Origin of the sequence: Listeria sp. Marseille-Q6474 (genome assembly GCF_946902005.1) — a bacterium.
In the GTDB taxonomy this organism is placed as follows: Bacteria; Bacillota; Bacilli; order Lactobacillales; family Listeriaceae; genus Listeria; species Listeria innocua.
This window is the reverse complement of sequence record NZ_CAMPPS010000001.1, coordinates 1,610,782-1,631,677: the sequence shown is the minus strand read 5'-3', so window position 1 is coordinate 1,631,677 and position 20,896 is coordinate 1,610,782. Positions and strand designations below refer to the sequence as shown.

The 20,896-nt window shown below is 35.2% G+C and carries 24 protein-coding genes, 1 tRNA gene and 3 pseudogenes; 27 read left to right on the top strand and 1 reads right to left on the bottom strand.

Translation table 11 applies throughout. The features are described from left to right. Position 1: 1 nt before the first annotated feature. The 23 genes and pseudogenes from essC to OC533_RS08050 all read left to right on the top strand — a co-directional run bounded on the left by essC (position 2) and on the right by OC533_RS08050 (position 17,313). Positions 2 to 4,498, top strand: coding sequence for a type VII secretion protein EssC (essC, locus tag OC533_RS08155; protein ID WP_194323847.1), 4,497 nt, complete (start codon positions 2 to 4; stop codon positions 4,496 to 4,498). A gap of 5 nt (positions 4,499 to 4,503) precedes the next feature. After that, on the top strand, positions 4,504 to 4,821 hold the full coding sequence (locus tag OC533_RS08150; protein WP_003772673.1) for a DUF4176 domain-containing protein: 318 nt from the start codon (positions 4,504 to 4,506) through the stop codon (positions 4,819 to 4,821). Then, positions 4,811 to 5,245, top strand: a complete 435-nt coding sequence (locus OC533_RS08145) for a hypothetical protein (RefSeq protein ID WP_031674917.1) — start codon at positions 4,811 to 4,813, stop codon at positions 5,243 to 5,245. The genes OC533_RS08150 and OC533_RS08145 overlap by 11 nt, the downstream gene beginning before the upstream one ends. A gap of 11 nt (positions 5,246 to 5,256) precedes the next feature. Then, positions 5,257 to 5,565 carry a hypothetical protein gene (locus OC533_RS08140; protein WP_003724892.1) on the top strand — a complete coding sequence of 103 codons (309 nt, stop codon included), beginning with the start codon at positions 5,257 to 5,259 and terminating at the stop codon, positions 5,563 to 5,565. 18 nt (positions 5,566 to 5,583) lie between these two features. Continuing rightward, the gene (locus OC533_RS08135; RefSeq protein WP_194323845.1) at positions 5,584 to 6,225 is read left to right on the top strand and encodes a hypothetical protein; all 642 of its coding nucleotides are present in this window, start codon (positions 5,584 to 5,586) and stop codon (positions 6,223 to 6,225) included. 11 nt (positions 6,226 to 6,236) lie between these two features. Continuing rightward, on the top strand, positions 6,237 to 6,551 hold the full coding sequence (locus OC533_RS08130; protein ID WP_194323843.1) for a DUF3130 family protein: 315 nt from the start codon (positions 6,237 to 6,239) through the stop codon (positions 6,549 to 6,551). Further along, positions 6,548 to 7,510 (top strand): hypothetical protein, encoded by a 963-nt coding sequence (locus tag OC533_RS08125; RefSeq protein ID WP_194323841.1) that lies wholly within the window; start codon positions 6,548 to 6,550, stop codon positions 7,508 to 7,510. Before OC533_RS08130 ends, OC533_RS08125 begins: the two co-directional genes overlap by 4 nt. Positions 7,511 to 7,613: 103 nt before the next feature. After that, positions 7,614 to 7,949 carry a hypothetical protein gene (locus OC533_RS08120; protein ID WP_003724896.1) on the top strand — a complete coding sequence of 112 codons (336 nt, stop codon included), beginning with the start codon at positions 7,614 to 7,616 and terminating at the stop codon, positions 7,947 to 7,949. Positions 7,950 to 7,982: 33 nt separating this feature from the next. Next, the gene (locus OC533_RS08115; RefSeq protein WP_003772666.1) at positions 7,983 to 8,423 is read left to right on the top strand and encodes a hypothetical protein; all 441 of its coding nucleotides are present in this window, start codon (positions 7,983 to 7,985) and stop codon (positions 8,421 to 8,423) included. 549 nt (positions 8,424 to 8,972) lie between these two features. After that, positions 8,973 to 9,436, top strand: a pseudogene (locus tag OC533_RS08110) (hypothetical protein); the annotation flags it as partial. 8 nt (positions 9,437 to 9,444) lie between these two features. Next, on the top strand, positions 9,445 to 9,768 hold the full coding sequence (locus OC533_RS08105; protein ID WP_194323839.1) for an Imm59 family immunity protein: 324 nt from the start codon (positions 9,445 to 9,447) through the stop codon (positions 9,766 to 9,768). Positions 9,769 to 9,816: 48 nt separating this feature from the next. Beyond that, positions 9,817 to 10,566, top strand: coding sequence for a hypothetical protein (locus OC533_RS08100; RefSeq protein WP_226894245.1), 750 nt, complete (start codon positions 9,817 to 9,819; stop codon positions 10,564 to 10,566). A gap of 119 nt (positions 10,567 to 10,685) precedes the next feature. Further along, positions 10,686 to 10,910 (top strand): annotated as a pseudogene (locus OC533_RS08095) (phosphoserine aminotransferase); the annotation flags it as partial. 299 nt (positions 10,911 to 11,209) lie between these two features. Continuing rightward, positions 11,210 to 11,542 (top strand): Imm59 family immunity protein, encoded by a 333-nt coding sequence (locus OC533_RS08090; protein WP_194323837.1) that lies wholly within the window; start codon positions 11,210 to 11,212, stop codon positions 11,540 to 11,542. A 277-nt stretch (positions 11,543 to 11,819) separates the two neighbouring features. Continuing rightward, positions 11,820 to 11,906: pseudogene (locus tag OC533_RS14920) on the top strand (hypothetical protein); the annotation flags it as partial. A gap of 16 nt (positions 11,907 to 11,922) precedes the next feature. Beyond that, positions 11,923 to 12,912 (top strand): ADP-ribosylglycohydrolase family protein, encoded by a 990-nt coding sequence (locus OC533_RS08085; RefSeq protein WP_194323836.1) that lies wholly within the window; start codon positions 11,923 to 11,925, stop codon positions 12,910 to 12,912. Between the two features lie 113 nt (positions 12,913 to 13,025). Next, on the top strand, positions 13,026 to 13,358 hold the full coding sequence (locus OC533_RS08080; protein ID WP_194323834.1) for an Imm59 family immunity protein: 333 nt from the start codon (positions 13,026 to 13,028) through the stop codon (positions 13,356 to 13,358). A 184-nt stretch (positions 13,359 to 13,542) separates the two neighbouring features. Then, entirely contained in the window at positions 13,543 to 13,923 is a 381-nt protein-coding gene (locus tag OC533_RS08075; RefSeq protein WP_045598031.1) for a hypothetical protein, read from the top strand. Between the two features lie 78 nt (positions 13,924 to 14,001). After that, a complete protein-coding gene (locus OC533_RS08070) occupies positions 14,002 to 14,205 on the top strand; it encodes a hypothetical protein (RefSeq protein WP_194323832.1) in 204 nt (67 codons plus the stop codon). Beyond that, entirely contained in the window at positions 14,192 to 14,536 is a 345-nt protein-coding gene (locus tag OC533_RS08065; protein WP_194323830.1) for a hypothetical protein, read from the top strand. Before OC533_RS08070 ends, OC533_RS08065 begins: the two co-directional genes overlap by 14 nt. Before the next feature lie 50 nt (positions 14,537 to 14,586). After that, entirely contained in the window at positions 14,587 to 15,198 is a 612-nt protein-coding gene (locus tag OC533_RS08060) for a hypothetical protein (protein WP_194319672.1), read from the top strand. A gap of 292 nt (positions 15,199 to 15,490) precedes the next feature. After that, complete coding sequence (locus OC533_RS08055) at positions 15,491 to 16,264, top strand: isocitrate lyase/phosphoenolpyruvate mutase family protein (protein WP_194323828.1); 774 nt, start codon at positions 15,491 to 15,493, stop codon at positions 16,262 to 16,264. Beyond that, positions 16,261 to 17,313, top strand: coding sequence for a bifunctional transcriptional activator/DNA repair enzyme AdaA (locus tag OC533_RS08050; RefSeq protein ID WP_194323826.1), 1,053 nt, complete (start codon positions 16,261 to 16,263; stop codon positions 17,311 to 17,313). The genes OC533_RS08055 and OC533_RS08050 overlap by 4 nt, the downstream gene beginning before the upstream one ends. Positions 17,314 to 17,334: 21 nt before the next feature. Here OC533_RS08050 and OC533_RS08045 read toward each other — a convergent pair whose 3' ends face one another. Next, positions 17,335 to 17,973 carry a pentapeptide repeat-containing protein gene (locus OC533_RS08045; RefSeq protein ID WP_070752065.1) on the bottom strand — a complete coding sequence of 213 codons (639 nt, stop codon included), beginning with the start codon at positions 17,971 to 17,973 and terminating at the stop codon, positions 17,335 to 17,337. Positions 17,974 to 18,104: 131 nt separating this feature from the next. Here OC533_RS08045 and OC533_RS08040 point away from each other — a divergent pair, with 131 nt between their 5' ends. The 4 genes from OC533_RS08040 (at position 18,105) to OC533_RS08025 (ending at position 20,818) form a co-directional block, all read left to right on the top strand. Beyond that, positions 18,105 to 19,061 (top strand): 2-hydroxyacid dehydrogenase family protein, encoded by a 957-nt coding sequence (locus OC533_RS08040; protein WP_010990187.1) that lies wholly within the window; start codon positions 18,105 to 18,107, stop codon positions 19,059 to 19,061. Between the two features lie 85 nt (positions 19,062 to 19,146). Then, positions 19,147 to 19,219 (top strand) — tRNA-Lys (locus OC533_RS08035). 172 nt (positions 19,220 to 19,391) lie between these two features. Beyond that, complete coding sequence (locus tag OC533_RS08030; RefSeq protein WP_185501676.1) at positions 19,392 to 19,748, top strand: hypothetical protein; 357 nt, start codon at positions 19,392 to 19,394, stop codon at positions 19,746 to 19,748. Between the two features lie 410 nt (positions 19,749 to 20,158). After that, complete coding sequence (locus OC533_RS08025; RefSeq protein WP_010990230.1) at positions 20,159 to 20,818, top strand: Crp/Fnr family transcriptional regulator; 660 nt, start codon at positions 20,159 to 20,161, stop codon at positions 20,816 to 20,818. Positions 20,819 to 20,896: the final 78 nt, after the last annotated feature.

Genomic DNA, 20,896 nt, shown 5'->3' with positions numbered 1-20,896 from the left:
CATGAATAGAGAGGCTTTATTAATTGTTAGTAACGGGCAGCAATGTCATAAACACCATTTGTCCCCTGAAAAAGTCGTGACAATTGGTAATACAATCGAACACGAAATTACTTATCCAGAACTAGTTGAATCAATGGAAGTTAAATATGATGAAAACTCGTGGAATGTCGGTACAACAGCACTTCAAGTGAACCAATCCGTGAAAGTGGACAATCTAGCATTTTATCTTTGCCAAGATTTGGATACGCAAGTGTATGATGTCGTCATGAATATTTCTGTAGCATTTGGCGCGGGAACGGAGAATGATGTTACGATTGATGGCACAAAATCAGACTTTTTACTTTTGCGTGATGCGAAGGAGAAACTGTTTAAATTACAAGTTTTAAATGGCGAAATTTATCATAATTTTTCTTTAGTAACAGAAGACTGCGTTCTAGAACCGGGTGATCAGCTCTATACGGACGGTGTGACGATTACAATCGGAAAAGAAGATATTAGTGTGCTTGCTGTGAAAAATCGCGTGACGAGCAAATTAGCGCCTTTATTCGCTGCGGACAATTCGTTCGGTGAAGACTATCCAGATTATCACCGTTCCCCGCGGATTATTTACCGTGCTCCAGAAGAAAAAATCAGCATGGCGAAACCTTCTAGTAAGCCCTCCAAACCAACAGATGGCTTAATTAAGATTATTTTACCGCCGCTTATTATGGTTGCGATTACTGTGATGATTTCTATTTTCCAACCTCGTGGGCTGTATATTATTATGACCATCGCGATGTCGGCAGTAACGATAACGATGGCGATTATTAATTACGTAAAATCACGCAAAAAATACAAAATTGATTCAAAACAAAGAATCGAGAGCTATGATCTATATTTAAAACGAAAAACAAAAGAATTACATGAAACAAGCGAGAAGCAACGCCACGCCTTAACTTACCATTATCCGGATGTAACTGAACTGGAAAAAATGGCGCTTCGAGTGGATTCGCGTATTTATGAAAAAACAATGTTCCACCATGATTTCTTGACTTTCCGAGTTGGACGCGGCGCCGAAGCAAGTAGTTTTTCCGTCGAATTTCAACAAGAAGAATTTAGTCAGGACAAAGATGAACTTATTGATGAAGCTGTGAAAATCAAAGGACAATATTTATCTATTAATGAAGTGCCAGTTGCGACAGATTTAATGCACGGACCAGTGGGTTACATTGGACCGCGCCGTTTAGTATTAGAGCAACTTCAAATGTTGGTAATGCAAACATCCCTTTTCCATAGTTATTATGATTTGCAATTTATTACCATTTTCCCAGAAGAAGAAAAGGCGGATTGGGACTGGATGCGCTGGTTACCGCATGCGAATATGCGTGATGTGAATGTGCGTGGTTTTGTTTACCATGAACGTTCGCGCGACCAAGTGCTGAACTCGCTTTATCAAATTTTAAAAGAACGTAAACAAGCGCTCACTGAACAAGCGAGCAAGCAGGAAAAATTATATTTCACGCCACATTATGTAGTTTTGATTACAGATGAAAAATTAGTACTCGACCACACAGTGATGGAATTCTTCAATGAAGATCCAAGCGAACTAGGTGTTTCTTTAGTGTTCGTACAGGACGTGATGGAGAGCTTGCCAGAACACGTGAAGACGGTCGTGGATATTCGTGATGCGAAGAGCGGGAACATTATTTTGGAACAAGGCGATCTAGTAAACCGAGCATTCGTGCCGGACCATTTGCCAGCAGATTTTGACAAAGAAGTAATCAGCCGGGCTCTTGCACCACTGAACCATCTACAAAACTTGAAAAACTCTATTCCAGAATCCGTTACTTTCCTTGAAATGTACGGTGTAGAACGCGTCGAGGAGCTAAACATTGCTGGACGCTGGGCGAAAAATGAAACGTATAAGAGCCTTGCTGTGCCACTTGGCTTGCGCGGGAAAGACGACATTGTTCAACTGAATTTACATGAAAAAGCACACGGTCCGCATGGTTTGGTAGCCGGAACAACTGGTTCTGGTAAATCAGAAATCATTCAGTCTTACATTATCTCACTGGGCGTCAATTTCCACCCATATGAAGTCGCATTCTTGCTAATTGACTATAAAGGCGGCGGAATGGCGAACTTATTTAAAAACATGCCCCATTTACTTGGAACAATTACAAACTTGGACGGCGCGCAATCCATGCGTGCACTAGCTTCCATCAAAGCCGAATTGCAAAAAAGGCAACGGTTATTTGGCGAGCACGATGTTAACCACATCAACCAATACCAAAAACTATACAAACAAGGAAAAGCGACCGAACCAATGCCGCATTTATTCCTGATTTCGGATGAGTTTGCCGAGCTGAAATCAGAACAACCAGAATTCATGAAAGAACTCGTTTCGACAGCACGTATCGGGCGTTCACTCGGAATCCATTTAATCCTAGCAACCCAAAAACCAAGCGGCGTCGTGGATGACCAAATCTGGTCCAACTCCAAATTCAAACTGGCCCTAAAAGTACAAAACGCCAGTGATTCAAACGAAATTTTGAAAACACCAGACGCAGCAGAAATTACACTACCAGGTCGTTCATACTTGCAAGTTGGTAATAACGAAATTTACGAATTGTTCCAGAGTGCTTGGAGTGGCGCGGATTATGTGCCAGATAAGGAAAGCACGGATTATATTGATACGACGATTTATGCAATTAATGACTTGGGTCAGTATGATATTTTGACAGAGGATTTGAGCGGATTAGATAAGAAGGATGATTTGACGAAATTACCGAGTGAACTTGATGCGGTGATTGATCATATTCATGCGTATACGGAGGCTTCTGGGATTGAGGCGTTGCCGAGACCTTGGTTGCCGCCTCTACCTGAACGAATCTTCGCCCAAGACTTACATCCAGTCAATTTTGAAGAAGCATGGAAAGAACCAAAAAAACCACTTCAAGCAACAATTGGTTTACTGGATCAACCCGAATTACAAGCACAAGTCCCACTAACACTAGATTTAACAAAAGATGGACACGTGGCTGTATTCTCAAGCCCAGGGTTTGGGAAATCCACCTTCTTGCAAAGTTTAGTGATGGATTTAGCGCGTCAACATAATCCAGAGCTATTGCATGTTTATTTGTTGGATTTTGGGACGAATGGGCTTTTGCCACTAGTAGATCTGCCACATATTGCTGATACTATGATGGTGGATGAAGTTGAGAAAGTGCAAAAATTTTTACGAATCTGCCTAAATGAAATAAAAACAAGGAAGAAGCTTCTTAGCCAATATCGTGTTGCCAATATAGAGCAGTATGAAAGAGCAAGTGGAAAAGAACTACCTAATATTATTATTGTTCTAGATAATTACGACGCTGTAAAAGATGCAGGCTTAGGGGATGATTTTGAAAAAATCATTACTCAAATTACTCGTGAAGGTGCATCCATTGGAATGTTTATGATTATAAGCGCATCAAGGCATATGAGTTTGAGAACACAAATGGCTACTAATATTAAACAAATGATTGCCTTATATCTAATTGATAAAAATGATATATCATCAACTGTTGGTCGAACGGATACACCACTTGAAGAGTATCCAGGAAGGGCGCTTGTGAAATTAGAAACTGTTACAACATTTCAAACGACCTTACCATCGCTAGGAGAAGAAACAATTCAACAAATTGAAGGTATTCGAAATGAAGCGAAATTAATGAGAGCAGGTTGGCAAGGAGAACTTCCAGAGGGCGTACCAATGATTCCAGAAAAAATTAAACTAGCTGATTTTTGTGAATGGATGGAAACAAAAGAGGTCGTTGCAAATGGAAATATACCTATCGGAGTTGATTTTGAATACGTAAAACCAGTTGGCATTGATTACAAGCAAACCGGAGTACTAATTATTGCAGATGCAATTGGACGAAACTTAGTAAGCATAAATAAAAATGTAGCTAATTCTCTTGTACAAAATCCAAATATTTCTCTCTTAATTAGCGACACAGCGAATTTTGATTTAGTGGAAATGTCTACTAAAGCCAATTTGTACAGTAACAACACAGAGGATTTGAAGCAGAATATGAAAAAAGTACTCTCTATTTATCAATCCAGAACTGAAAAAGCAGATGAACTTCGAAAAGCAGGAGATAATTTAGGTGTAACTTCCATGATTCAAGGATTAAAAGATATAGTTGTTTTCGTAGGAGATTACGATATCTTACTAAAAACTCTTGATGAAGAAGACCAAAAAGTTCTAATAGATATGATTAACAATGGAAAAACATATGGTTGCTATTTAATTTTAAGTGGTTCGATTCAAGCATTTAAAGGATATGGTGATTTGAATAAAGCTGTTCAAGCTCAAAGAAACTATATATTCTTTGATCGACTATCAAATTCAAGCCCATTCTCCTTCTCGTTTAATATTTATAGAGAACAAGAATTATTGCCTGAGGAAGGTTATGTAATAGCAGGACAAGAGTGGCAAAAAATAAAAATTGCAAAATATGAAGAAGAGGTGTAAGGAAAATGCTAACAAAAGAAATATTACCTATTGGAAGCGTTGTTTATTTAAAAGAAAGCCTGAAGAAAGTTATGATTACGAGTAGATTAATTACAATTCAGGGAGATGAAGAAAAAGAATTTTATGATTATGGAGGTGTAGTATATCCAGAAGGGACAAAGGATGACAATATTTTGGCATTTAATGCAGAAGATATAACAGATGTGAAGTTTAGAGGTTTTGTAGATGATGATGAGGTAGTCTTAGTGAAGAGAATGAGAGAATGGCAGAAAGAAGAATTTGGCGTTTCTCCAGAAGAGGAGGATGAGATACTTGAATTATGATGAACGTGTACGAGTTTTAATTGAGCTGAAGGTTGATTTGTCCGGAAAATTAGAAATGATGGAAAATGAAGAAGAGTTATTATGTAGACAAAAACATGATTTTGCAAGTGCCTGGTCAAATGCAAAAACAGAGGATGCTTACAGAAAATTAAATGAAGCAGTTAGAAAGAAAATCAAAGAAACAACGGAATATGCAAGAGAAATTGATGAAAAAATTACTGCTCGTATCAAACGAATTGAAGCAGCATATAAAGCAGAATATCAGAGTAATAGGAGCTATACCTGGCGTATCGCAGAAATAGACCCAATTAAATTTAAAGAAAAGTATAATGAAAGATTAAATCAGTTAAGCTACTTATCATGTGATGGCAGTGTAAAAACACGTTTAATAAAAGAGTTTCGGCAAAATAATTTCCTGAGATAGGAGGATGAAATATGGTAAGTCCAATGCCAGATAAAACAGTGAAAATGGATAAAGGAAGTATTAATCCTAAATTAGATAAACTAATTTCAAGTCTAGACAATTTTGATAATATCAATAAGAAAATGGGCACTATAGTAGGTAGCCAGGAGATTAGTGGGGAAGCAGCAGATGCTTTATCTGAGAGCCTATTAGTGCTAGTAAGTTATGGGGAACAATATAGTTTAGTAATTAGAAACCTAAAAGAAGTGATAGTCGACTATTGTAAAAGCGTAGAAGAAATTGATAAAACAGCAGCAAACGCAGTAAGTAAAGGTGTTTAAAAAGAAAGAGGTTAAACTATGAAAAGTAGAAATTGGTTAAAAGGATTAGGAGTAACAATGATTGCCGTCACTTTAATTTTAACGGGATGCGGAAATGGAGACGCTGAAAAGACAGATACAAAGGAACAGACTAAAAGTGTTGAAGAAGAAGGAAAAGAAGTAAAGATTGAGAGTAATGAAGGGAAGCCCCAGCATGAACAACTTATAACAGTGAAGTTGCCGCCAGAAGCAGAGTATTTAAATGATGAAACGTTAGAAGTGTATGAGCAAGATAAAAAGAAGTATGACCAGACAGAGCAACTAATTACTAATAACTCAGTTACAATTCTATTAGGTGATTTTTGCTATTATGAGCCGGCATGGAGCAGTCTTACATGTTCTGCAATTCTTGTGAATGGAACTGACACAAATATTGAAGACCTTAGCTTCAAAGCTGAAATAATGAATAAGCCAATGTCAGGAAAAATTTTTTCAGATGACAAAGTTCCAGAACTTACAAAAGCAAAAACAGGAAAATTCCAGCCAAACGAGGGTATACCAATTATTTTAGTTTTCTCAGAAGAGAACCCGAAAAATGAGGAAAATGCGGAGCCTCAAAAAATTAACATTAAAGATATAAAGGTTAAGATAAAGGATATTCAATATAAAGCAGTTAAATAGGAGGGAGAAAGATGGCAAAAGAAATTAAGGTAAATCCAGATTTTTTGAAGAAGGTTGAAAGCAATGTAACAAATTACATTGATGCCCAGAAAGAGGTTTCTGTTGAATTACTAGCAGTTAGGACCAACTTAGCAAGTAATTTTTCAGGTATTGCTTGCGACGAAATAAAAAATTATATAACAGAATTAATGAATGATCTAGAAAAAGAATTTAGTGTATTTATTACAAAGAATCATGAAAAAGTTAAGGCATTAGGGGAAAGTTATAAAGAACTTGATGGTCAGTTGGGACAAACCTTTAACTATGGAATGGAGAGGACTAAATGAGCGGAAAAATAAAATTCAATATCGCCGAAGCTCAAAATATTAGTCTTGAGCTGAAAATTGCAGCAGGTAGGTATACGCAAGAAACAGAAGAGCTATTAAAAGTGCTGAAAAATAATAGTTTATGTGATAAAGACCAAGATGTCGTTGAACAGAGGGGGCGAATAGAGAAGAATAACCAAAGACTTATAGAATATGAGAAATTTGTAAACACAAATCTCGCTAAATCTAATTCAGTTATAGAAGAATTGTTTATGAGTGTAGAAGTATTGTATGCACAGCAAGTTTCTGAGTTTAGAAACCCTAATTCTGCGGGTTATAAAGAATTAATGGGAAATGTGAAAGCGATATCATATCAAAAAATTTCACAGATTTCAGGATTGGGAGAAATGCTTACATCAAAAGGTTCGGTGGGAGCAATTAAAGATATCAGAGACACACTACTTGGAACATTGGTAGATGATACTTACTTGAAATTAATTGATGATACAGTTGAATATCAAGGAGAAAATAAAAATATAACTGATTTATATGGGGATAAAATATCTAAAGTGGGGTCAAGGAGAAAAAAATTGGACACTCCAACCAAATACCTTTCAACAGCCTACCTCATTTCAGACACGCTAAAAAGTTTTAACAGTTATGGAAATAGCAAAGATTCCTCTCGACTTGCAGGAGATCTAACCGGTATAGCAATAACAAAAGGTGCTGATTTTGCTGTTGGGAAATTAGCTACTACGGCATTAGCTGGTTTTGGTGTAAGTGGTGTTAAAGGCGCTATCGCAGGCGCCATTATTTCCGTTGCTGCAGATAAAATTATTGATCCGATGGTTGAATATGTTAAAGAGAGCAAGGTAGAAGCAAAGAGGGATGACTGGGAAACAAAAGGTATATATAAAGGCTGGAAAAAAATTCGAGATTTAAAACTAGAATATACAGTGGGTAACTATCAAGCAAGTTAACAGTTAAAAATATAAGATTTTTTACCTAATAAAAATGACATCAGTATCTATATGAGATTACTATCAACTTCACCATGTGCGTTACAAATAAAAGGAGGAAAAAATGTATATTAATTTAAAATCCAGTGATGGAAATGTGATTACAACAAAGGTTGGTTCTTGCTGGACCTGTGTATTTCTTTCGTTCTTTGGTCCTTTACTCCGAGGAGACATTAAATTCTTCGTTCTATATGTAATATTAGATGGAGCGGGGCTTTTCATCACTTTGAATTATGATAGAGATATCGGAATAGCTATCATGGCTATGGTAACTTTACTCTTTGAATCTAATTATAATACATGGTTTATTCGCGGGAAGATGAATAACGGGTGGGAACCAGAAACAGAGAAAGATCGAGAAATATTGTTAGAAAAAGGCGTCATTAAGACAGAGGTATAGTATATAAATCCAATTCGAAAGGGACGCAATAAAATGAATTCAAATGAAATTTCAGAGATTATAATTCAGCAGAATAAAGGGAAAACAATTATTAAATTGCTTTATACCTTGCCTATATTATTATTTGGAATTTTTATTTTATTTAAAGTAAAAGAATCGTTATTACTAGGTGCTTGTGGAATAATCCTTTTAGTTATCGTGGCACCAACTTATTTTACTGTAGCTAAGCATTTTTTTTCGGGTAAGCCACTGCTTAAAGTGAATCAAGAAGGTATTGAGGGATGGGGTAAACGGTTTAAGTGGAATGAAATTGAAAAAGTAGCCTTGCGTAGAGACTGGGGTGCCGTATATCTGACTGTATATGTACGGAAGAATGGCGGAATTCACAAATATAATATAAATACAAAAGAAATAGAACGTTCTGCCACAGAATTAATCAAACAAATAGGTTATTTAAAAAACAAATATGAATGATTAATTACAAGGTCTAAGAAACAGTGGTAAATGAAAGTAAGGGCTTTAGTGAAATATTATGCTGAAATCATGAACGATATGGACAGCAAGTTAGCGTTCATGGTTTTTTTTTAGCAGCACAAATTATTACAAAAATATGGGACTGGTAAAAAGAACGAGTATAAAGGCAAAAACTTGATTGATGTTTGGTGATATATTGCTTTTTATAAAAAATATAGAAAAAGAGATAGAGTTTAATCCAAAGATTAATCGAACGGAATAAAATCGCTCCAACAGATTTCAAACTCTGATTGTGTAGAGATATAAAGTGAATCGGGTAGTCTAAGATGAAAAATTTATCTTAGGCTACTTAATGTACATAAGGATTTTGAGGTTTGAAAAGAATGTTTTTTGGTTGAAAACAAAGAAAACTAAAAAATTATACATAATATAATTATAAGTTCAAATTTGAATAAGAAGAGTAGTGAGATTTTCTAAAGTATTGAAGGAAACACGAATTAATAGTATCAAAATTAACTGAATGAGACACAAAAGATAAGAGGTTACAATATGAAAAGTAGAAATTGGTTAAAAGGATTAGGAATAATAATGATTGCCACCACTTTATTTTTAACGGGATGTGGAAATGGAGACGCTGAAAAAATAGATACAAAGGAACAGACTAAAAACGTTGAAGAAGAAGGAAAAGAAGTAAAGATTGAGAGTAATGAAGGGAAGCCTCAGCATGAACAACTTATTAAAATAGATTACCCCCTAAAGCAGATTATTTAAATGATGCAACGTTAGAAGTATACAATCAAGCTAAAAAGAAATATGACCAGACAAATCAACTAATTACTATTGATTCAATCACAGTACTGGTAGGAGATTATGGTTACGATGATTCAGTGTGGGAATTATTAGATTGTTCCGCTATTATTATAAATAGAACAAACTCAAGCATTAAAAATCTTAGCTTTGAAGTTAATGTAGAGGATAATGCAATACCCGGAAAGGCATTTCTAAATAATGAGGTAAAATAATGAATTTTAATTTAATGGAATATAAAAAAATTTTAGAAGAAGATATTTATTTATTGGGTTATCAGGAATTAAGATACGCTATATTCGAAGGCGAGAAAAATAATCGACAAGAATATCAAGTTAGAATTGAAAAGAATGAAGCTAAATTTGAAGTATACATGACAGCTGATAGAGCTAGTGTAATGGGGAAATATGAATTTGAGGATGTTTTCCAAGCATTTAACCAATTTTTAAATATTATGCAACTTACAGTCTTGTCAAATCGGAAAAGAGTGAAAGACGGGGAACCGCCAGAATACTCCTGTCCATTATGGGATAATTAAGAGTAGAAAAAATATCTTAAGTGGATATGGAGAGTTATATTGATAGAAATGACCCAAGGACTGGTGAATATTCTTATGTTATTTTCCTCATTTCACTTGTGTATTTTTGAGCATATGCTATTTATATGGGGAATTTTCTTTCAAAGCCATAAAGGAGTAAAGATAGTGAACAATACCAGCATATACAATAAAATTGAAACAGAGTTTTCTATTATAAATGATGCAAATAGCCTAATTTCTATTGCTGTTCGAGGAATAAATCACTATCCAGAGAATTTTGTTAAAGTAATATTGAACAAGCGAAGTGGTTACTTTGACTTAATGAATATGGTAAGAGGAAAAGAATATACGGTGGTTTCGTTTTCAGAAGAGGATAGGGCGATAATAGCAGTATACATTTATGGAAAGAATAAACTGGAGTTTAAAGATTATAATTCGAATATTAAAGATGAGATTGATAAGGCGCAGTCACTTGAAGAAATTAAAACAATTTTTATGCTTGTTTTTGGAGAGCGATACTACTCTTTTTTTGATAGGAGAAAAGGTAGAATCGTATTAGAAAAAGAAAATAATGACAGGTACAATGTTTTGTATTACGGGAAAGATAAATCCGTAATATATATTACTAAATCAAGAATATTAAACATTGCGGCTAAAGTTTTATGTAACTATAGTTTAGATTTAAAACATTTTTATGAAATAATTGAAAAACTTGAGCTAGAGGAAGATTTTAAGTTTATAGAAGAATTAAAAAAGCTATATTTATTTGGTCGCAGTGACTGTAATTCAATAGATTAGGTATATAGAAAATCGATTCAAAAAGTTAAATGGGATGTTAACCATATTGATTAATGTGAGCTCCAGAAGAACTCAGACAAAAACCGCTATTCCAACCTAGAAAATCGGAGGCCAGATGAATGAAAGAAGTCAACTACCGAGAAGATGGCTGGCATGAAGCCAAAAGTGCCCTCGCCCCATTTGCCGCAGCGAACTGGCTGGGCGGCTTATTCAATAATTTAGAAAAAGTATCGAAAAATATGGAAGAAGGTATCCAAGAACTGGACTCTGACCGCGCGATTTCCTTTCAACACACCAACTATCGTGGGAAGTACAGCGCCATCGAAGACGATTTGATAGTGGTGGGCTAACTGCGTATACAACTGAAGCTAAAGAAATTGGCGCACAATATTTTGAATTAGACAATTGGGATGAATTAAGTAAAGTGTATAGTGATAAAGAAATATCAAATTGTTTTTGAATATGAAAGGTTGCGTTTTACGATTAAAATAAAATGGGAAGGAGCTTTTTCGAATTTCAAAAAAAGGCGAGATAAAGAAAATTGAAGTGAAGCTCATAGATGATGTGAAATTTTAACCTTCAAACATTAGAAACGATCTAGATGATGCAATGAAAAATTAAGCTTAATAAAGGAGATTAAATAATGGATAAAACTGAATTAAATAAACTACGATTGGAACTTGAAGAGGAAATTGAAGCTTTAGGATATCAAACTCTGAGATACTCTTTATTTAATCCAGAAAAAGAGTATCGAGAAGAATGGCAATGGCGTATTGAATACGAAAATGGGAAGTACTTCATTTATGGATTGGCAGACAGAGCTAGTATTTTAGGCCGTAAATTTGAGTTTGATGATTTCTCATTAGCAAAATCGGAATTTATTAATCGTTTAGAATACATGGTCAGAAGTAATAAGCGTAGAATTGAAAATGGTGAGTTTCCTAATTATTCCTCACCACTTTGGAATAAGCAATGAGGAAATTAATGGAAAATTAGTTTAGTAATATTATGCAATAAATAAAACCAGCAATTAAAATAGTGAGCAATGTTAGAAGAAGGTTTGATAGTTTGAACAGAACTAGTATTTAGTTATATCAAATGGAAACTTGTGAAAATGAGATAAAGCGATATAGTATTTTTTGCAAAGGGCTATAACAACAGTTTAAATCAAGAATTATAGACGAATTTTTAATGTACAACGGATGGAAATAGAAAACTACGCATTTTAATTTGATGAAAACTCTATCTATTGAGTCCGGTTTAATATAGGGCAAAAAATGTTAATAAAAGAAGTTACTGAACTTAACGGCAAGATAGAAATTATAGTTGACTTATTATAATGAGAGAGTGAAGCGAATGCGAGGACAAGAAGAAATAGATAAAGTACAATACCAAGTTCTCTTTATTAAAGAAAGACTAATTCCTTGTGTTTTAGGTGCATTAATTGGAGATTGCTTACGTGCCCCATTGGAGTTTAAAGACAGAGAATACTTAAAACAAAATCCGATTGTTGAAATGATAGGATATGGAACATACAATCAACCTAAGGGAACGTGGTCAGATGATAGTTCCTTAACATTTGCATTAATGGAAAGTCTAATTTCTGGGTATGATATTAATCGCATTGTAAATGACATGGTTAGTTTTATGGATGATAGTTTTTGGACGCCGTATGGAGAAGTTTTTGATATTGGAAGTGTAACGCGAGAATCTTTAAATAGATATAAAAATGGTGTATCTGTGTTTGAGTGCGGGGGAAAAGACAATTTTGATAATGGAAATGGTGCTATTATGCGTATTATGCCATTGGTTTTTTATCTTGGTAAAGATTTTTCGTTCGGTAAAAAAAATAAAATTACTGAGGAAGTAACTAGAATTACCCATGCACACCCAAGATCTATACTGGGCAGTTATGTATATATTGAATTGCTTCAAAATTTGTTTGCTAACATGGATAAGAAGTTGGCATATGAAGAAATGCAAAATTATATCAGGAAAAATTATAGTGATTATCCTTTTAAAGACGAATTACAATACTACAACAATATTTTAGAAGGAAATTTATATGAATTGAAAGAATCCAATATTAAATCTAGTGGATATGTAGTGGATACTTTAGAAGCATCTATTTGGGCATTCTTAACCACGAATTCATATAAGGAAGCTGTTTTAAAAGCAGTGAACCTAGGCGGAGATACAGATACAATAGCTTTTATTACAGGTAGCCTAGCAGGTATCTACTATAAAATGGAACAAATTCCTGTTAATTGGGTTGACCAAATCGCTAAAAAAGAAGATATCTTAAACTTATGCAATCGATTTATTGAATCCTTGATAAAGCAATGATTGATCACCGTATTCTTTTGTTTTTGATGTAAATTTGGTTGTGGCTTGAGCGGGCTGAATTAACTAGGGAAACCATTGAATAAAAAACAAATCTTTTGAAGGACGTAATATAAATGATAGATGAGTTAAAAAAATATAAAAAGATAATTGAAGACGCAGTGGATTTGTTAGGATATACTCCATTAAGATATGCCATTTTTGAAGGGGAAAAGAATAATAGGATTGAGTATCAAGTAAGGATTGAATATATAGAAAACCACTATGAAGTCTATACAACGGGAGAGCGCGCTTCCATTTCTGGGAAAAAACAATTTGAAAACTTTTTTGAAGCGTATCATAATTTTTTGTTTAAATTACAACTTAGTATTTTGCAGAATCGTAGACAAGTGAGGGGAGAGCAACCTCCTGAATATCATTGTTCATTGTGGGACAAGTGCTGTAGATGATATTAAAATACTACATGGGAGAAAGTTGAGAGGAATAAATACGGACGGGTCTCTGTGTACATTAAATGTCTTTACGGCATCAAAAAAATTGATGGAGCTAATCTTTATGGAGTATTAGATGGAGTTGAAACATTGGCGGATTTATAGCTCTTGAACTTTAACTTAGAAAGAAGTAGTGAACATAATGATAAAATCAGGAGAATATACTTGTATAAACGGGAAAGAATATAAAGTGATTTTAAAAGATAAAAATGGAAAAAGTTATATAATAAGTGATAAAAAAGAGCCTGATTTCCAAAAGTATGCTGACGGTATTTATGAAAAAGAAATTGATTTAGAACAATTAGAAAATCTGTATTATATAATTCCGAAAGCGGTGTACGAAGGAAATAATTTTATGATAAGACCTAATATGAAAAATGGGGAAATTTGTTTGGGAACAAATGATTCTGAGTTAGCAAAAGAATTAAAATTTGAAAGAACAGATAAATATTTATATGAGAAATGGGTACCTGAGTCTGAGATAGAAATCATGGAGGAACGAAAAAATATACCTTTAAATTAACTAAATGAGCAATCATCTTAAATAGTTGGTTGCTTCTACTGATTAATGGAAACATACAATAAAGCTTGGGCGATAACCATGAAGAAAATGCGAGGATTCATGCAGAGTATGGAAAAATGGGATTTTAATTTCAAAAACATAGCTAGCGTTCAACTTTCACATAAACCTAATTTGGAGCAATATAAAAATAGTTATTTAGCACAAGAATGGACGTATTTACAAAAAGAATATGGTTATTCCAAATTAATTCAAAGAGGAGATGTACGGTATGCAATTAAGTAAAGCAGAGGTATTAGCTTCAAAAGTTAGTGATGAAATAGAAGAAAGATTAGGGGATAAAATTTGTTCTTCTTTTTCAATTTGTAAAACACAAGATGAGCCATGGATAGAGTTTAGTATAGAATTTTCGGCATATAATTTTTTTAATATCATATTGAATTATGATCGCGGTTCCTTTGGATGTAGTATTGTAAATGGGGGTTTAGGTATTGCTCTACCTAATACCCAAAAATGGTATGACAAAGCAGACATGGATATTTTTTGCAAAGAACTACAGGAACAGCTTGAATTAAGAATCCCAGATAAATTTTTAGTGTACAACGGTTGGAAGTAAATAGACTTGTTAATTTGATGAAAGCTACAATGTAGGTGGTATTTATACTTATGATAGAATCCTTAACGAATTTTTTAAGTACAGACTATTTTATAACAGACAATAAGTCCACGAATAGTATAGAGGTAAGAGAACGATTAGAAGGTACCGTAAATCAAGATATTATCTTTGTTTTAGCCTGCAATGAATTAAAATACGAGCTATTCAAATTGTCTAGAGGTACTAAAACAAAAATTATGACATTACATGATAAAGAAGTAGCCATCTTTTATTTTGGAATAATGATTAAAATGAGCCGATTTAAAACGATTTGTCCTAGACCAGAACTTAAGAACACTATTTCCAACGAGATAGAGGCAAAGAACTGTCTGTCAAGATTTCTGGATTCTAACTTGTTCGAGATAGAAAATTATAAGAAAGATGCCATGTGCCTTATTAATGAAAAAAATACTTATGTAGTGGGTTATTGTGATATAGATATGATTTTTCATACAATAAGTAATGATAACTCTAGTTTGACAATGGGAGCTAAAGTTCTAGCTAATTTCACCTGGAAATATATGTATTTTAAACAAATGATTAAAGAATATGACATAGAATTAGATCAGAATCAAGTGGATTATAAGGCTATTTTACGTAATTTGTTGAATCTTAAAAATTAGGGCTTAAGTAAAGTGAGCCTAAGGACGGATATAATAAATTTTTTGATGGTTGTAGAAGTGTTATTTTTTGTTAATAATTATAGAGAAAAAGAGACTAAAGTAGCATTAAAACTAACTACATACGAGAACAAGTAGCCTAAGATGAGGGAGAGAATCTTAGGCTGCTTAGCGTATACAATGGTTTATAATTGTACATACATCTACAAAAAAACATCCATGTTAATTTTCCTCGCACCCCCAACCCCCGACACCTGCTATACTAACCCCATCCTAACAAATGGAGTTGAAACCAATGACAAAAAACTTTAAAAAACTAAAATCCCTACACGAACTCCCCGCCCCACTAATCCTCTACAACTGCTGGGACGTCGCTTCCGCCAGAGCCATCCAACAAGGTGGAGCACCAGTAATAGCGACAAGCAGTTATGCGATTGCTAAGTCACTTGGCGTAGTGGACGGGGAGCATTTAACTTTTGACGAGATGTTTTCAGTTATTTCGCGCATTGCCGAGAATGTGAGTTTGCCGCTGACGGTGGATATGGAGACTGGGTATGCCAGAAATTTGGAGGAACTGGCTCAGAATGTGGAGCGGTTGCTGGCGATTGGCGTTTGTGGCGTGAACGTGGAAGATCAGCTTATTGGTGCTGCAAATCCGGGGTTATGCAGTACTGAGACGCAATGTGATAAAATCAAGACAATCAAAGAAACGGCGGCGAAAATGAGCAGGGAAATTTTTATCAATGCGCGTACAGATGTCTTTTTCCAAGGGCGAGATGAGACGGTAGACTTGGTGGAAGAAGCGATTGACAGGGCAAAGGCATACAAGGAGGCTGGGGCAGATGCTATTTTTATTCCGGGTCTGTTATCACCAAAATTAATTCGCGCATTTGTTGAGAAATCCCCACTTCCGGTCAATATTATGATGATGGATGGGATGCTCTCAGTCGAGGAATTACAAAAAATCGGTGTGAAAAGAATCAGTTATGGACCGCTTAGTTTTTTTCAGGCTAATTTAGCGATTCAGCAGGAAGTTGAGCGGATTTTCGAAGGAGGGAGAGCCTTATGATAACAAATCAGCGGGATATTGATAAATATTATGATATGTTAGTGGAGAAAAATTCGAATTATGAAGGCGTATTTTTTGTCGGAGTGAAAACGACGGGAATACTTTGTCGTCCAACGTGTCCGGCGAAGAAACCTTTGAAAGAAAATTGTGAGTTTTTCAGTACAGCCAAGGAGGCGTTACTTGCATCTTACCGGCCTTGCAAGCGTTGTGAACCGCTCTCCAATCCGACGAAATTGTCTCCAGCTGTGAAGTTACTTGTCGATGCAATTGAGAAAAATCCGGAGAAAAAATGGACTGATAAAGATTTTGATGAATTATCCATTAGTGCAAATACGGCGCGGCGCCAGTTTAAGAAGCAGTTTGGGATGACTTTTATTGAGTACGCGCGTTCGCGGCGGCTTGGACTTGCTTTTAAGCATATTCGGAGCGGGGATTCGATTATTAATGCGCAAATTGAAAGTGGTTATGAGTCTGGAAATGGGTTCCGAGATGCTTTTTCAAAAACGATGGGGGAGGTTCCTCATAAATCAAAAGATATCACCATTTTATACTCCGCTTGGCTTGAAACTAAACTTGGATCAATGCTCGCAATTTCTGATGATGAAAGTCTATTGCTTCTGGAATTTGTTGATCGAAAAGGATTGGAAACAGAAATTAAAAAATTACGAATGCGCTTAAACGCGGCTATTACACCTGAAAAAACAGTAATAATTCAACAAATAGAAGCCGAATTAGCGCGATATTTTAATGGAGAGTTGATTGATTTTAAAACACCGATTCGCTATATCGGGTCAGATTTTCAACAAAGTGTTTGGAATGAACTGCGACGAATTCCGGTAGGCGAAACGATTTCGTACAAAAGTTTGGCAGAAAAACTAGGGCGGCCAACAGCGAGTCGAGCCGTGGCAAGAGCAAATGGGGCTAACCAATTATCCATCATCGTCCCGTGCCACCGTGTAATCAATACTAACGGAGCATTAGGAGGTTACGGCGGCGGTCTTGCCCGAAAAGAATGGCTAATTAAACATGAAAAGATGGTTCCAAAGTAACGCGGAACCATCTTTTTTCAATTATTTAACCCGTATTCCAAACAACGGCATCAAGGCAGGTGCATGAGAATAATCAATGCTCACACCCTTCAAATCTTGCGGCATCGCAGTGATAGACTCAAAAATGCAAGAACTAAGATCGATACCATTTAGCGCACAATTTAAAAACTGAGCTTTATTCAAGTCAAGTCGTTCCAAATAGGTGTCGACCAGTTGAGCCCCGCTAAAATCGCTATTCGTATACGCACCCGCTTCAAATGCCACCCATTTCAAGTTGGAATAGCGAAAGGCAACATAATCCGCATAACAATCAACAAAAACGCAATTTCTAAGCGTAGCATCACTGAAATTCACACCAATTAATTTACAATTTTCAAAACGTACCCGATGAATAACGGCGCCCATTAAATCTAAATTCGACAAATCGCAATTTTTAAATACAACATCAGTCAAATTCGCGCTTACAAGAGAAACCGAATCAAAAACACAACCATCAAAAATAATTGTTTCTAAATGAAAATGCTCGAAAATTTCCCCAGTTAGCGTCGTTTTTCTGAAGATTTGCTCACTAACTTCTCCAATATCTTCAATAAAATATGTATCATTCGGATAAACCGTCAAATCCCCATCAGGAATCCGCGGCGCAGTAATTTTTTTCATGATTTCAAACCTCGCTTCCGTTTCCATTATATCGTATTTTGCTTGGAAAAGGTGCGTAAAATTGTTTACCTTTCATAAAAAACGGATTACAATGAAATAAGGGTAAAAATGGCACTTGAGGAGTGAAAGAGATGACAGCAAGCGTATTTGTAGCAGGAAAATTACTACCAGAAACGATGGAAGCTCTAGATAAATGGGATGTAAAAACGTACAAAGGCAAAGAAAATATTACGGAGTCTGAGCTAATAAAAAACGTTACGGATGTGGAAGCAATCATTTGCCCACTTTCTTCACCAATTACAGCAAAAGTACTGGAATCTGCTAAAAACCTTAAAATCGTAGCGAATATTGGCGCTGGTTTTGACAATATTGATGTAAAAAAAGCGCAAGAGCTGGGCATCGCGGTAACTAACACACCGGATGTATCCACGGAAGCGACAGCGGAATTAACTCTCGGATTGATTTTAGATGTGGCGCGAAGAATTTCAGCAGGTGACCGTTTATGTCGTGAAACACCTGAGCAATTTAAAGGGTGGGCGCCGACATTCTTTTTAGGTACGGAATTAAGCGGTAAGACTCTAGGAATTATAGGTTTAGGGAGAATCGGTCAGGCTGTTGCAAAACGCGCGGCTGCTTTTGGAATGAAAATCATTTATTCTGGGCACCACCCGAAAGAAGCAGCGAAACAGTGGGATGCGGAGTTTGTAAGTCAGGATGAACTATTAAAGCGCAGTGATGTTGTGACGATTCACGCAGCATATAGTCCAAGCTTGAAACATTTACTCAATGAAACTACACTAAATACAATGAAGTCGAGTGCTTTTTTAATCAATGCGGCTCGCGGTCCTGTTGTAGAAGAATCTGCATTAATTAATGCGCTCGAAAAAGGTGTTATTGCTGGTGCTGCGCTTGATGTATTTGAATTTGAACCTAAAATTGGAGCTGAACTAGGCAAACTAGAAAATGTCGTTTTAACGCCGCACATCGGCAATGCGACCGTAGAAACCCGCACAGAAATGGGTCGAATGGCCATTTCGAACGTTGAAGCAGTTTTAGCAGGAAAACAACCATTACATTCCGTTTACTAAGTTAAGAAATACAGTCATGGCAAGGTGCTGTGGCTGTGTTTTTACACCAAATTATGGTATAATGTTTTTTGTCGGAATACGACGAGGGTTGTTAGCTCAGTTGGTAGAGCAGCTGACTCTTAATCAGCGGGTCGGGGGTTCGAAACCCTCACAACCCATATATGAAAACCGCCTAAACAAAGCGTTTAGGCGGTTTTTTGTTTGCAAACTTTTAAAGTAGCTGGTATATGTTGAAAAACATTCCATACATCATATTTTAGTTGTACAGTTCGTCTTCCTGTTATATCCTTATATAAGTACATAAATACATCATAGAAAGAGAGCTAATCCATGAAGATGAAGAAATGGTTCACCGTAATTTTGGTAGTAGTAATTATCTGTGCAGTAGTATTCGGAATAAAGTGGTTGTTATATAGAGACAACCTTGTAGAAATGATGAAAGTTGACGACGTTCTATATATAGTGACGTACGAACCGGCACAGAAAGAGGATGCTTTGGAGAAAATTGGTGAGATAGAGCATAGAATTCGCCATTACCGAATACCAAATAAAAATTTCACCTCTAATTATTTAAGTGAAGGAACAGAACTTTATAAAGCGAAAAATGGGGATGAGTTTCCAAGGACAATTCTGTTTAAAGAGAACGGAGAATATTACATTGCATCGGAAACTATGGAGCAAAAATAGAAGTTTTTTAGCAAATTTTGATTGAAGTCAAGCTTAAAAATGGTGCTTCTAGTTGTAAAAAATGGAAATTATTAATAAAAATATAACAATATAAACTAATGGAATAGTACAATAGTGATAGTTTTAATAAAAAAAGAAGCGTTATTTGATGAAATTTTATCGAATATCGCTTCTTTTTTAGCTATTTTGATATTGTTTGAGGAAATCGTTTTTTTTTGGTTCTTTTTGTTAATTAAGTTCTATCAATGATTTTGAAGTTTTCTGAGATTTTGTTCAAACGGTAAATGTTACGAAATAGTGTCTAAGAGAGTATCTTTTCTCGTAAATTAGGTGTAATTGCCTGTACGAAAATATTTTGTTTTCTAAGATAATAAGTTTGTGGTGGAATTTCAGAAAGGATGATTACACAAATGAAGTATATTGAATACCATGATTACATTAAAAGAGATGCGATTATTTACGCTTATTTACTTGATAACTTTTCTTATGTTTGCAAGCAAATTAAAGCATGGGAAAGCATTACGATAGATAGAGAACACGTATTGTTAGTAAAAAGCGGAACATTAATTGAAGAAAGTGACGGAAAGAAAAAGGGAATCGTTCGCTGCTTCTTTCAAAAGAATCTCATTTTCCCAACTAGAAATCCAGTGGTATTAAAAGCTCTAGAAACATCTGAAATTTGTTTAATAAGTGCAGAAGGTGTATTTGGAAAGTTGGAAGAAGATCAAATTTTATCAAACTTCTTCTTACAAATAGCAGAAAAAAATGAACAAGATTTAAAGAGGCAAGCGTTACTTGGTATTGAAAACTCGAAAAATAAAGTTGTCTCTACTCTCAATTTTTTATTAGAAAATAACTTATCTAATACCACATTACCAGTTTTCCCAGAATGGCTTCAAATAAATATTCTGGCCAAATTAGCAAACTGCTCCATTTCCACGATATCTTCTACCGTAAATGAATTACACAACAAAGGAATGCTGGATATTAAATCTTCTCCATGGAAACTTAAAGGACGCGAAATGAGACTTGAATACTTTGAACGAGATGTTCAAAAAGTAGCGGATTAATTTAAAAAGAAAACAAGAAATGAATGTTTTCTAATGGTACAAGACTTGAAGCAACATCTCAAGTTCTTTTCCAAGCAT